18 protein-coding genes are annotated in these 11,805 nt (G+C 72.6%); 15 read left to right on the top strand and 3 right to left on the bottom strand.

Annotation, left to right across the window (positions count from 1 at the left end):
- Window positions 1-58: 58 nt before the first annotated feature.
- The 5 genes from WCD41_RS06755 to WCD41_RS06735 are packed head-to-tail and all read left to right on the top strand — an operon-like array spanning window position 59 to window position 2,643.
- A complete protein-coding gene (locus WCD41_RS06755; RefSeq protein ID WP_337712634.1) occupies window positions 59-328 on the top strand; it encodes a hypothetical protein in 270 nt (89 codons plus the stop codon).
- Window positions 325-696: a hypothetical protein gene (locus WCD41_RS06750; protein WP_337712633.1), complete on the top strand. Its 372-nt coding sequence runs from the start codon at window positions 325-327 to the stop codon at window positions 694-696. The genes WCD41_RS06755 and WCD41_RS06750 overlap by 4 nt, the downstream gene beginning before the upstream one ends.
- A complete protein-coding gene (locus WCD41_RS06745; RefSeq protein WP_337712632.1) occupies window positions 689-1,390 on the top strand; it encodes a collagen-like domain-containing protein in 702 nt (233 codons plus the stop codon). The genes WCD41_RS06750 and WCD41_RS06745 overlap by 8 nt, the downstream gene beginning before the upstream one ends.
- A 12-nt stretch (window positions 1,391-1,402) precedes the next feature.
- Window positions 1,403-2,278: a peptidoglycan-binding domain-containing protein gene (locus WCD41_RS06740; RefSeq protein WP_337712631.1), complete on the top strand. Its 876-nt coding sequence runs from the start codon at window positions 1,403-1,405 to the stop codon at window positions 2,276-2,278.
- 11 nt (window positions 2,279-2,289) lie between these two features.
- A complete protein-coding gene (locus WCD41_RS06735; protein ID WP_337712630.1) occupies window positions 2,290-2,643 on the top strand; it encodes a hypothetical protein in 354 nt (117 codons plus the stop codon).
- Between the two features lie 203 nt (window positions 2,644-2,846).
- Here the strand turns inward: WCD41_RS06735 and WCD41_RS06730 are convergent, their stop codons facing one another.
- On the bottom strand, window positions 2,847-3,500 hold the full coding sequence (locus WCD41_RS06730; protein WP_337712629.1) for an Rv1352/Rv1906c domain-containing protein: 654 nt from the start codon (window positions 3,498-3,500) through the stop codon (window positions 2,847-2,849).
- Here WCD41_RS06730 and WCD41_RS31100 point away from each other — a divergent pair.
- The gene (locus WCD41_RS31100) at window positions 3,471-4,331 is read left to right on the top strand and encodes an NUMOD4 motif-containing HNH endonuclease (protein ID WP_373695084.1); all 861 of its coding nucleotides are present in this window, start codon (window positions 3,471-3,473) and stop codon (window positions 4,329-4,331) included. The genes WCD41_RS06730 and WCD41_RS31100 overlap by 30 nt on opposite strands.
- A gap of 255 nt (window positions 4,332-4,586) precedes the next feature.
- Here the strand turns inward: WCD41_RS31100 and WCD41_RS06725 are convergent, their stop codons facing one another.
- Window positions 4,587-4,745: a hypothetical protein gene (locus WCD41_RS06725; RefSeq protein ID WP_337712628.1), complete on the bottom strand. Its 159-nt coding sequence runs from the start codon at window positions 4,743-4,745 to the stop codon at window positions 4,587-4,589.
- A gap of 41 nt (window positions 4,746-4,786) precedes the next feature.
- Window positions 4,787-5,104, bottom strand: a complete 318-nt coding sequence (locus tag WCD41_RS06720) for a hypothetical protein (RefSeq protein ID WP_337712627.1) — start codon at window positions 5,102-5,104, stop codon at window positions 4,787-4,789.
- 313 nt (window positions 5,105-5,417) lie between these two features.
- On the opposite strand from WCD41_RS06720, the gene WCD41_RS06715 reads away from it, so the two are divergent.
- From WCD41_RS06715 to WCD41_RS06675, 9 genes are all read left to right on the top strand, one after another.
- On the top strand, window positions 5,418-5,723 hold the full coding sequence (locus WCD41_RS06715; protein WP_337712626.1) for a hypothetical protein: 306 nt from the start codon (window positions 5,418-5,420) through the stop codon (window positions 5,721-5,723).
- Complete coding sequence (locus tag WCD41_RS06710; protein WP_337712625.1) at window positions 5,720-6,037, top strand: hypothetical protein; 318 nt, start codon at window positions 5,720-5,722, stop codon at window positions 6,035-6,037. Before WCD41_RS06715 ends, WCD41_RS06710 begins: the two co-directional genes overlap by 4 nt.
- Window positions 6,037-6,243, top strand: a complete 207-nt coding sequence (locus WCD41_RS06705) for a hypothetical protein (protein ID WP_337712624.1) — start codon at window positions 6,037-6,039, stop codon at window positions 6,241-6,243. The genes WCD41_RS06710 and WCD41_RS06705 overlap by 1 nt, the downstream gene beginning before the upstream one ends.
- Entirely contained in the window at window positions 6,240-6,779 is a 540-nt protein-coding gene (locus WCD41_RS06700) for a hypothetical protein (protein WP_337712623.1), read from the top strand. The genes WCD41_RS06705 and WCD41_RS06700 overlap by 4 nt, the downstream gene beginning before the upstream one ends.
- On the top strand, window positions 6,779-7,021 hold the full coding sequence (locus tag WCD41_RS06695) for a hypothetical protein (protein WP_337712622.1): 243 nt from the start codon (window positions 6,779-6,781) through the stop codon (window positions 7,019-7,021). The genes WCD41_RS06700 and WCD41_RS06695 overlap by 1 nt, the downstream gene beginning before the upstream one ends.
- A complete protein-coding gene (locus WCD41_RS06690; protein WP_337712621.1) occupies window positions 7,018-7,290 on the top strand; it encodes a hypothetical protein in 273 nt (90 codons plus the stop codon). The genes WCD41_RS06695 and WCD41_RS06690 overlap by 4 nt, the downstream gene beginning before the upstream one ends.
- Window positions 7,287-7,727, top strand: coding sequence for a hypothetical protein (locus WCD41_RS06685; RefSeq protein ID WP_337712620.1), 441 nt, complete (start codon window positions 7,287-7,289; stop codon window positions 7,725-7,727). The genes WCD41_RS06690 and WCD41_RS06685 overlap by 4 nt, the downstream gene beginning before the upstream one ends.
- Window positions 7,728-8,918: 1,191 nt before the next feature.
- Window positions 8,919-9,605, top strand: coding sequence for a hypothetical protein (locus WCD41_RS06680; RefSeq protein WP_337712619.1), 687 nt, complete (start codon window positions 8,919-8,921; stop codon window positions 9,603-9,605).
- Complete coding sequence (locus WCD41_RS06675) at window positions 9,602-11,701, top strand: hypothetical protein (protein WP_337712618.1); 2,100 nt, start codon at window positions 9,602-9,604, stop codon at window positions 11,699-11,701. The genes WCD41_RS06680 and WCD41_RS06675 overlap by 4 nt, the downstream gene beginning before the upstream one ends.
- Window positions 11,702-11,805: the final 104 nt, after the last annotated feature.

Here is an 11,805-nt window from a genome sequence, read left to right as displayed (position 1 = left end):
CCGACGCGCGCCCCGCCCTGCACCTGCCCCGAGCGCGTGAGCAGAGGAGGGCCCGGCGGTGCTTCCGCGTCCGGTGGCGGTGGCGATCGTCATCGCCCTCACCCTGCTGGAGGGCGTGAACATCATCGGCCAGGTCTTCCTCGGCACCGGCGACACCGCCATCCACGTCATGTACCCCGCGGTGCTCGGCGCCCTCGGGCTCACCACGAAGCGCGCCGAGCCTGACACGGCAGCGCCCGAGCCTGCCGAACCGTCGGAGCCGGACACCGACCCGCTCGAGGCTCGCACCAGCCGCCACCGCCGCGACGGAAGGCAGGGACCCCGGTGACCGCCGGACGGCGCGCAGCGCCCCGCACCCGCCCACGCTGGCGCTCCTGGGCCCGCTCCTGGGCCCCGCGCATCGGCTCGGCGCTGCTCGTGATCGCCATCGGCCTCGGCACCTACCTCGCCTGGGACCGCGTCCAACACCAGGACTGCCTCAACATCGCCTACCAGCGCTCCCTAGACGAACGCGGACGCGCCATCGACGACCTCGTCGGCGCCATCGCCACCGCCAACCGGCGCCTCCTCGAGCCCGACGGCCGCACCCAGCGCGAATCCCGCCTCGAGCTCGAGGCGGACCTGCGCCGCGTCCAGCAGACCCGCGACGCCGCCCGGGAACAGACCCGCCGCGAGCAGGGGAGCGAATGTGGCTGACCAGCCGACCCGCACCCGCCGCTTCGGGCGCCACCTCGACGGCCTGATCCGCTCCTGGCCCGCCCGCGTCGCGCTCGCCCTCGTCGTCGCCGCAGCGATCGCGCTCGGCGTCGGGGGCCTGCTGGTCGCGCAGGACCAGGCCGAGACCACCTCCGACCCGGTCGCGGCGCTGTGCGCGGGCGGGCTCGCCGGTGAGGTGGAACGCATCCGACCGGGCGCGTGCGGCACCGCGTTCGAGGTCGTGGAGCGCGGCGCCGGCGTCATCACCGTGGCCGGCCCGTCCGGCCCGTCCGGGTTGCGCGGGGTCGCCGGCACCCCGGGGGCCACCGGACCGGCCGGTGAGCCGGGCCCCGAGGGCCCCGCTGGCTCTGTCGGCGTCCCAGGAGCGCCCGGAGCGCCCGGGCAGCCCGGGGCCGACGGACTCACCCTCGCCGGCCCACAGGGCCTCACAGGGGCACAGGGGGCCACCGGGGCGCGCGGCGTGGAGGGCGCGCCCGGGCTGTCGGTGCAGGGCGAGCAGGGGGAGGCGGGACCCGCGGGAGCCACCGGCCCCGCCGGACCGCCCGGACCCGCCGGCGAGCCCGGCGAGGCCGGAGCGCCGGGACCCCCCGGACCCACCTGCCCCGACGGCACCACCCTGCAGCCGGTCACCTACCTGTCCGGCGAGCAGGGCCTCGGCTGCGTGCAGAGCTGAGCGGAGCATGCGGTGGACGAGACCCCGATCTTCGCCCAGCTCGCCGCCGAGCACCTCTGGCCGGCCACCGGCCGCCACCACTGGCGCACACCGACCACCGAGGAGACACCCGTGGCTGACGCTGCTGCGATCCTGCGCGCGGGCGGGATCGTCGCCGACCCCGGCGACGTCATCGCCGCCGCGCAGGCCTCCGGGCTACCCCTGCCCGCCATGGCCCCGAAGCTCAAGCGCGAGTCCTACGGCGGCCGTAACGTCATCGGCAACGACCGCGTCGAGGCCGGCGGCGCCTACAGCAAGGGCGGCGACGCCGGGAACCGGGCTGTCACCGAGGCCTACCTCCGCTGGCGCGGCCCGGCCGGCAAGCACCGGAACCGCCAGCAGGGCTGGGGGCCGTCGCAGCTCACCTGGGCCGAGTTCCAGGACCAGGCCGAGCGCGAGGGCGGACTGCACGTGCCCCGGGTCAACATGATCGTGGGTGCCCGCGAGCTCGCCCGATGCTTCCGCGCGGGCGGCTCGTGGCGGGAGGCCGGCGCGCTCTACAACGGCGGCCGGTCGTACGCGAAGAGCATCGACGCGGCGAAGGAGTACGGCCGCTGGCTGGAGGCCGCCGTCGACGACTGGGAGCGCCGCCTCTCCGGCGTCGTCGTCCCGCCAGGCCAGAGCGGAGGCGGGAGCGGTCGACGCACCCTGCGCGAGGGCGACAGCGGCCCCGACGTCGCCGAGCTCCAGCGCGTCCTCGCCGCCTGGTACCCCGACCTCCGTCTCGTCGCGGACGGCCAATTCGGCCCCGCCACCAAGCGCAGCGTCGAGCACCTGCAGCGCAATGCCCGCCTCACGGTCGACGGCGTCGCCGGACCGCAGGTCTTCCGCACACTCAACCTCACCTGATCGGAGACCCCATGCGCATCGGACGCGAGATCGCCCAGCTCGCACAGTGCGTCGGCGCCCCGCTGCTGCTCATCCTGTCCAGCCTCGGCCTGCACCTCACCGAAGGCCAGCAGGGCGCCCTGAACGCGGCGATCGTCGCCGTGGCCGGCTTCATCACCGCCGCCGGGCTGTCGCAGGAGAAGGCAGCGGCGGCGGTCGCCGGCGTCGCGCAGGCGCTGATCGCCGTGGCGCTCGCGTTCGGCTGGCAGCTCGCCCCGGACGTCCAGGGCGCCGTGATGACGCTCGTGACCGTCGGCGTCGGGCTCTGGCTGCGCACTCAGGTGGTCGCGAAGGTCGGCCCCGAGACCCCCCGACCCGTCACCTGATGTGCGCGACGTCCTCGGCGGGCTCGTCCTGTTCTTCGGGTCCTGGCTGGTCGTGAGCTGCCTGCTCGCCCTCGCGTTCGGCTGGATCCTGCGCCGGTTCCCGCCCCGCTGACTCGCGCTCACCCCCCGACGGAGCGCGACGCGAACGCCCCCGTCCTGTGGCCTTCGGGCCGCGGGGCGGGGGCGCTTCGTCGTGTCCAGGGTCAGCGGCGGGTCCAGGTGCAGTCGCCCACGAACTGGACCCGCCCGTCGCTCGGACGCACCGTCACGAACGCGGGGCCCGTGTTCGTCGACTCCGGCCACCCGATGCCGTTGCCGTTCTCGTCCTGGCGGATCGCCGCGCAGTACTGGAAGAGGTCGTCCTCCGACGCCCCATCGGTGCGGTAGGTGCCCGGTGCGATGTCCTCGCCGACGAGGTACGTGCCGTCATCGAAGGGCCCGTTGACCGACGGCATGGCCGAGGTGGTCGGAGCGGCCGGGGAAGCGGGAGCCGAGTAGGACGGCGCCGTGTACGAGTACGGCTGGTCGGAGGTGAACGAGCTGCTCGGCGGGGACGCGGCGGCAAGCCCGAACACCCAGATCGTGCAGATCAGCAGCCCGAGCCCGCCGAGGGCCACACCGGCAACCGCCATGCCCCGCCCGCCGAGCCGGCCGGCACGGACCAGGCCGATGATCGAGAGGACGAGCCCAGCCGGGGCGACGATCCAGGCCACCATCCCGAGCAGCGGGATGATCGAGAGCACCGCGCCGACGAGAGCCACGACGAAGCCCGTTGTCGCCATGCTGTTGGAGCGCTGGAGTGGCCCCGTCGGCGGGAAGTACGGCTGGTGCGGCGGCGGCGCGTACGGGTACGTCACGGTGGTCCCCCCGGGTCGGGCGGAACCTCTGTGGCCCGCTCTGGCCGGAGTCTCGCGAACCGGACACGCAGCGTTACACGGGTCGCTCCGGGGCCAGCTGGCGGTGCCACTCCTCCCCGGGCGCGTAGGTGCGCATCCGCGTCGACGACCGACCCTCGCTCGTGCACGGCCCGCGCAGCCCGTCGCGCCACCACGGGTCGGGACAGCCGGGCCGCTCGCAGTGTAAGCTACGGGTCCGTGGGCAACGATCGTTGGATCGACGAGACGACCGAGCTGTGGCTACCAATCGCTGGCTACGAAGGCGACTATGAGATCAGCGATCAGGGTCGCGTCCGCCGCGTAGCCAAGGTCTATGTCGACGGTATGGGGCGCACTCAGGTCCGACATGGGCGTCTGCTGCGTACTCGCGACCCCGGCGGGAGCTATGCCCGCGTGAATCTGGGGATGCCACAGCGCACCCGCTTGGTCCACCGGCTTGTTTGCGAGGCCTTCCACGGCGCACCGCCTGACTCCGGGACCGTTGTTCGTCACCTCGACGGCGACCCGACGAACAACCAGGCGAGCAACGTGCGCTGGGGTACCGCACTAGAGAACGCTGACGACACTCGATTGCATGGTCGCCACTCGCCTGGACGATCGGTCCGATGTCGACGAGGCCATCTGCTCCGGCCGCCCAACCTGAGGGACTACGAGTTCCAACGCGGCCGACGTCGATGCCTCTCCTGTCGACGCGCGATGCGCGACGGAACCCCGATCGAGCAAGACGTTGGATTCAAGGACCGGGCTGATGCGCTCTACGCACAGATCATGGCCGCGGAGTCCGAGAGGTAGAGTCCGCAGGCCGCACCCGCAGGTCGTCGAGTTCGTCGCCGACGAACACCCGGGGGTACGGGTCGCCGCCGTCGGTGGGGAACACCAGCGCCCGCTCCCGGTTCGCGGCATCGACCCTGCCCACGCGCCAGCGGTCGCACTCCCACCAGCACACCTCGCGGAAAGGGTGCACCGCGTGGTGCGGCGGCACCGCGGTGTCCGGCTTCGGGTTCGCCGGCTGGTGCAGCGTGCCGCCCGCGTGCGGGTGCGCCGAGGTCACTCCAGCTCCGGGTCGGTGAGCCCGTTCTCGGCCATCTTCCTGATCACCGTCGGCGGGTCCGGCTCGTAAGCCCGCTCCACGGCGAGCACCCCGCGCAACCAGTCCTCGAGCGCGGGCAGCATCGCCTCGTCGACGGCAGCCGCGAGGTCCTTCACCGGCGTCCTCCTGTCCCGCGCGCGCTCCGCCCGTCGGGTCCCTATGTCTCGGCGACGCGGCTGAGGAAGCCCTGGAGCGCGTCGATCCGCTGCTGCTTGGCGATAAGCTCGGCAACGGCCGGTTCGGCCACCCAGCGGTCGCTGGCGTCCTTGATGGCCCGTTCTATCTCGTCGACGGTCTCCAGCAGGCTGTCCCGCTCGAGGAGCCGAAACCGGATCACGGGTTCGCCCGTGACCTCGGACATGGCACCGGGGTGTACCCAGCCGATGTCGCGGTGCGGATGGTCCTTCCGGGCGGCTTCGAAGAGCGTCGCCCAGGCGCGGTCGGGCAGGGTCGTCAGCGGGAGCTCGACGACCATGACCTCCTGCTCGGTGACGAGCGGTCGAGGCCGACCGGTCCGCTTCGGGATCGGCACTGTTCTGCCCGCCGCGCTCTCGTACGTCACTCCGTCGCCCCCCTCGCGCCTTGCCTCTCGTTCGCTCCGAAGGGTAGGTCGGCAGGGGGGCACGGACACGAGCCGACCCATCATGCGACGTCGGACGCTCTGGCGGTGCGCTGCAGTGCTCTGAGCGCGGGACTGGGACGCATGTGCCTGAAACAGGTTGACTAGTGAGATGAGCACTGTGCGTGCACATGTAGACAAAGTGTCCCGCTTGCAGGACGCTGAGCGGGTGGCCGACATCGAGGATCGAGTCGAACGGGCCCTCGCCGAGGTGAGCGAACCGCCTGACCTGTCCGGGCTCGGCGTCGATGCCCTCTGGGCTGGCGCTCAGGCTGCGAGGGCCGTGGAGGTGCAGAGCGCCGTGCAGTCCGGGATGTGGCTGGCGGCGCTGTGGCAGCTCCACGGGGTGTCTCTGCGGACGCTTGCCCGCCGGGTTGGCCTCGGCCACGAGTCGGTCCGGCGACGGATCGGCTGGTTCACCGACGGAGACATCGAGCGGCGGGGACGTCGCCGGACGACGGGGGAGCAGGGATGAGCGAGACGCCAGAGCGGGCCGATGTGCCGTCGGACGAGCGGCCGATGCTGGAGCTGACCTACGAGGTCAAGGGGACCTACCGCCTGAAGCTGGACCCCGCGAAGTGGGCCGAGGACTTCGGCGACTGGTTCGAGCTCTATGGCGAGGACGGCGAGCTGCCAACTCCGCAGCAGATCCACGAGGCGATCGTCGGGGTGCGACACCTTCCCGAGATGTTTCGCGACCACCTGATCCAGGAGTCCGCGGACGACGTCCACTGCATCGACGCCGACATGGACGACTACGACCTGCGGGTCAAGTGGGTGGCTCGCTGATGCCTGCCATCGCCACCACCGACCCGGGCCAGCAGCCCGCGCCGCTGCGACCCGCCGACGAGCACGACCAGCTCGTCACCGTCCTCGCCTACCGCATCCACAGCGCGGGCGCGTCGTGGGCAGCCGCCCACCAGGCGGCCGTGGAGATCGCCGAGCACGTCGGGCAGGTCATCCGGGAAGTGCGAGCCGAGAGGAGCGGGGAATGATGAATGTCGCCGAGGACTACCGCCGTCGCCAGTACGACCCAGAGGACATCTCGCCGCAACAGACCGAGCTGGCCACCAGCCTGCGGGTTCCGTTTGTGACGAACGAGTACCACCGCTGGAACTACGTCTGCTCCGTCGTCGTGGTCGAGCCCAACAAGTGGTCGCCCTGGGCGGGCCTGCTGCCCACCGACGACGAGGCTCGCATGATCGCCTCGTTCATTGACGAGTACCGCGAGCACTGGTACCGCGACACCTTCAAGGCCGTGATGGCCGAGTTCGCGCCGTACGACATCGACGGCGGCGCGAATCTCGCAATCCTGCGCAAGCGGCCCGAGGATGGCGGCTGGCAGTACCGCAAGCGGACCTGGGAGTCCGGGCCGCACTGGTGGCCCGACCGCGAGTCAGAGCCCTTGACCCTGGCGGCCGTGCTCGACCGCGTCCACACCATCGCGGGCGACCCCATGAGGCACTGGCAGGAGTGGAAGTCCGCTCACTCCGAGGTGTTCAGCGACGCGACTGAGGGGACGGGCCAGTGATGCCCGGGGGTGGCCGCGATGCCCGCGACCTCCCCGCGCCGACATCGACCAGCGGCGGCTGGGCCACCTGGCGCGGCGACGGCTGGACGGTGCTCGCCAACTGCGGCGGCATCACCGTCCACGCCCCCGCGAACCTCACCGCCGCCGGGGCCCGTGACCTCGCCGACGCGCTGGAGGCCGCCGCGCAGGCGCCCGGGCAGTCCCTGCGGGTCGTGCCCGAGCCGCGAGGAGGGACGGCGTGAGCCCCCGCGGCGTCCCCAGCTACGCCACCGAGGGCAACGGCCGGATCGTCGGCGTGCTCCTGGAGGCCGGACTGCTCGCCGAGGGCGGCCGGGAGTCCCTCCGGATCGCCGACCGCCTCCGGTCCGTCGTCGCCTCCGAGACCGACCCGGAACACCAGGCCGACGACGTCGCCGAGCAGCTCGACGCCGAAGGCCTCGCCGTGGCCGGGCAGCCGGAGACCCTCGACGCCGCGCGCCGGATCGTGGAGATCGTCCGGGAGGGGTCGTGATGCGCCTCCTGCGCCGTCTGCGCCGCTCGCCGGACCTGCTCCCCGAGTCGCCCGCCGACTACGGCTGGGGGTCGCTGGCCGAGCGCCGCGAGGCGGTGGAGCGGGTGCGGGTGGCGCAGGACGAGGTGCGTGAGCGGATCGCGCTGCGACGGCTGCACGACGAGCTGGCGGCACTGGCACCGCAGCGGCGGCGTCCCGGGACGACCCGGGACGACCCGGCCCCGTCCCACCCCTGTCCCACTCCCGACCCGAGGGAACGGGACACCGTCGACTGGTCCGACCGGCCGGACGAAGCGCTGGTCAGGGACCTCGTGGCCGCCGAGGGCACGGTGCCGGGTATCGGTGCGATCCGGAAGCGGTACGGCATCGGCGAGACGAAGGCCAGGCGGGTGCAGGACGCCGCCCGGTCGTCCCGGGACGGGCCGGGACACAGCTAGGACAAGAGCGCCCCGGAGCGAGGGATGCAGCCCTCGCCCCGGGACTTCAACCGAACGACCCGAGGAGTCGAACGGAAGCATGAGAACCGTAGGGCAGCTCGCTCGCGCGAACGAGGTGCTGCCGACTCAAGTCCCGATGTCGACCGTCGTGATCCTGCTTTCTCTGGTCGTCCTCGGTGGGCTCGCCGTCCTCGTTCGGCTCCGCGGCGCCCCAGCGCTCGCCGTGGTGGCCGCCGCTGTGTGTGGGGCGATCCTGTACGGGGCGATCACGAGCACCGCCCCCGGTGAGACGTCTGCGCCGACGTCGGGCGTCGTGTCGACGGTGGATCGGCGATGAGTCCCAGTAGGACGAAGCGGCCCCCGACTCGGCCGGCGAAGCCCAGCGGTGCGCAGGGACAGACGTGGGCAGAGCGTCGTGCGACCGCCGCGCGGGCCCGGGCGGACCGGCTCGAGCAGAGGAATCGGGCCGCGGTGGAACGGCAGGTGCGCCGTCAGCGGATGGTCCGCGACGTGCAGGTGGTCGTCTCGGTGATCGCCGCCGTGGCGCGGGTGTCGTGGCGGGCTGGCCAGGCCGGGTGGTCTCTGACCCGGAAGTCGTGGGCCACGACCCGACGCCGGGTGCTGGTGCCGTCGTGGCGGTTCCTGTCTCGTCGTGTCCTCGCCCCGGGTCGAGCTCGGTGGGGTGAGTGGCGTGACGACGTCGCCGCGTTCGGGTTCGGCGCCCGACCGCGGGACTGCGACCACTGCGATGAGCGCCTGCCGCGGTGGGAGTGGGTGCCGCACCACCAGAACGCGCACGGCCGGGATGTGCCGGAACCGCAGTCGCGGAGCCCGTTCCGGAACCGCGGCGCGCAGACGTCGTCGCACGGATGGGCGGCGTTCGCGACCCCACGACCCCGGCCCGCAGGGCAGGCGCCCGGGTTCGAGTGGGTCACCGAAGATCCCATGTCGATAGCCCGCGGATGGCTTACCGGGCTCCGGGACACCTGGCGTGACCGTCGCCGCAACCGCGAGGCCCAGAGGTGGCTGATCCACTGCCAGTGCGGGTGGGACGGCACCGCCGCCCAGTTCGACGGGCACCTCACCCGCTGCCGCTGGACGCCCGACGAGACCCCCGACACCGACCAGGACGGCCCCACAGCGGTGGAGCCGATCCGAGTGACATCCACACCGCTCACCACCGGAGGAACCATGTCCCGACCAGTCGTCCCGTCCCAGTCCGGCACCTCAGCGGTCGCCGGATCGGACGTCGTCGCGAACGGCGGCGAAGCGCTGCAGGTGCACGACCTGCCCTCCCTGCTCGACGCAGGCGCCCAGCACGCCCAGGGCGAGGCGTACGTGCTCGCGGCAGCGTGGGAGCGGTCGAAGAACGCCGACGGGGCCGACACCCGCATCTCCGAGGCGCTGTTTCGGGCGATGCAGGCGATGATGGCCGCGGTCCAGTGCTTGCAGCGGGCCGCGCAGCACTCCACCTACCTCGCGTCGATCACTCCGGACTACCGGGGCAACGGGGACTCGGGGGCGTCGGTGGTCGCGATCCAGTCGCAGCTCAACACCGGCTCCGCCTACGCCCTCGGGGTCGGCTCAAGCGTGGTGGTGTCGGCCCAGCGGCTGCAGATTCACGACGTGCCGCCGCTGCTCGAGGCCGCCACCCTGCACATCCGAGGGGAGTCCGAGGCGCTGTTGCGGGCGACGGACACGATGCGGAACGCGGAGGGCATCGACAACAACATCTCGCGGGAGCTCGCGCTCGCCACGACCTACGTGCTGTCCGCCGAGCACGCGTTACAGGAGGGCAAGCAGGCCGCCGAGGAAATCGCGGCGGTGGCCCCGAACTTCCGTGACGGCGGCCAGGCCGCGCTGGGTGGTCGTCGGTGAGCCCCACCCAGCCGGTGGCCCCGCGGCCGGCGCACGAGGTCATCGCCGGGTGGTCGGAGACGCTGCGCACCACCCGGCACGTGACGCTGCCGCCGCTGGTCGCAGTGGGTCTCGGGGTCGTCGGGACGCTGGCGCACCTGTACGTGGTGGCGGCGGCGGTGTTCACGGCGCTGTGGGTGTGGGGGGTGTGGGTGTCGGCATGCTCGATCCCGGACCTGCCGCAGCGCTCCGCGGTCCCGAAGCCGTTGGAGTCGTCGTCGCAGTGGGAGCGGGTGTGGCTGTCCGGCCGCCGGAACGTGGAGCGGGTGTTCGCGATCGGCGCGCTCGTGTCGGCGGGGGGGTGGTCGGCGGCGGTGTCGTGGTTCGGGCCCACCGTGTGGCTCGCCGTGGTCGGGCTGGTGCTGCTCGCCCCTCTGTGGGCGGCGTGGTTCCAGCATCGCCGCGTGCGGCTGTCGGTGGAGGTGGAGCTCGATGTGTCCGCGTGGGGCGACGGCGCGGAGGTCGGGCTGCCGGGTACCGCGGCCCGGGCGCTCGCCGCCGGCGCGGGATGGTTCTCCCTCAAGGTGTCGCCGAAGCGCGGCGAGGATCGGCGCCTGCACACCCACGACATGTACCGGGCCTCGATCCCGCGGATCGCGGCCTTGTTCGGTGTTCGCGCACGCGACGTCACGATGAAGGAGTCCGAGCGGGAGGCGGAGGTGACGTTCGTGGTCCGCACCGTGGCTCGGGAGACCGTCGCCCCGCCCCTCGACCTCACGATGGACCGCATCGCCGGCCCGAAGCGGCTCGGGACCACCGACGACGGCGAGGTCGTGAACACCGCCCTGTACCTCGACGGCCGGGAAGGGAAGGGCGCGGGCGGGCAGCACCGCGTGTCGATCGGGGTCACCGGGTCGGGGAAGTCGTCGGAGGCCAACGTCGACTGCGCGATCTCTGCGCGCGCCGTCGACGACATGCTGATCGTCTGGGACTTCTCGTACGGTGCCGCCGAGCTCCGCGCCTGGGCGGACTGCACGGTGTGGTTCTGCTACACCCCGGAGCAGGCGATGGACTCGCTGCGGTGGGTGATCGCCCTGTGCGAGCACCGCGGCGCGAACATGCGGAGCCGGTTCCACAAGCCGTCGAAGAAGCGGCCCGGGTTCACGATCGTCGCCGACGAGCTCGCGTCCATGTTCGCCCCGCAGCTCCTCGACCAGACTGCGAGCCTCATCGACGCGGCGAACGCCGAGCACGAGGTTCAGCAGCGGGTCGCGCTGTGGACGTCGGGGCTGCGGCTGTTCCGGAAGTACGCCGGGAAGGTCCGCGGCACCACCCAGTACGGCGTGGACGCGTCCCTGGGCGGGGAGACCGCGAAGCAGCAGCTCACGATGTTCCGGACGGTGTTCCGGTGCGCCCGCGATCAGGACGCCGCCCAGATCGTGCCACTCGCGCTGGCGCGGACGTCGACGTTTCCGATGGACAAGCCCGGCACCGCGCATCACATCGGTCCGACGACGGAGTCCGGTGGTCAGCGGCTCCGGGTCGACTACCTCGACGACGCCACGATCGCGACGATGGTGGAGGCGTGGAAGGACCACCAGCCGTCCCCCGAGGCGTTGACTGATCACCCGTTGTGGGTGAACCGGAACCGGCGACCTCCGGAGCGAGAAGGGGAGTCCCTCGACGACGCCACCGACACCGACGGGGACGACGACGAGGAGGGGGGGCGGCCGGCGCTCGAGGACCCCGCGGGCGGGCCTGCAACGGTCGAGGGCAGCGCTGCGGCCCGCGAGCTCCCCGCCGTCCCCCCGGCGCCGGAGACCGTCCCGGAGCCGGAGACGGTGCGGGAGCCAGCGCGGCGGCGGATGACCACCAATGATCAGACCCTCATGGCGGTGTGGGGCACCCTCGCCACTCAGGGGTGGGTGGCGTCGTCGGCGATCGCGTCGGTGCACGGCTACTCGCCGCGATGGGCGTCGAAGGTGCTGGGGCAGCTCGAGCGTGAGGGGAAGGCGCAGCGGGACGGGAACGGCAAGGCCACCCGTTGGAAGGCGATCCCGAAGGAAGACTGGCCGTCGGATCGCGTCCCGGTCGGTTCGGGAACGGGGGCACGATGAGGAACGCTGCAGGTCGCGAGCGTGTTCGCGGATTCCTGCATCGGCTCGTAGTTCTGGTGGCGCCGTGCGCGGGTTCCGCGTATCGCGCCCGGGCACGCGCGCGC

It is taken from the genome of Actinomycetospora aeridis (assembly GCF_037400275.1).
GTDB lineage: Bacteria > Actinomycetota > Actinomycetes > Mycobacteriales > Pseudonocardiaceae > Actinomycetospora > Actinomycetospora aeridis.
This window is presented reverse-complemented; position numbering and strand designations above follow the sequence as displayed.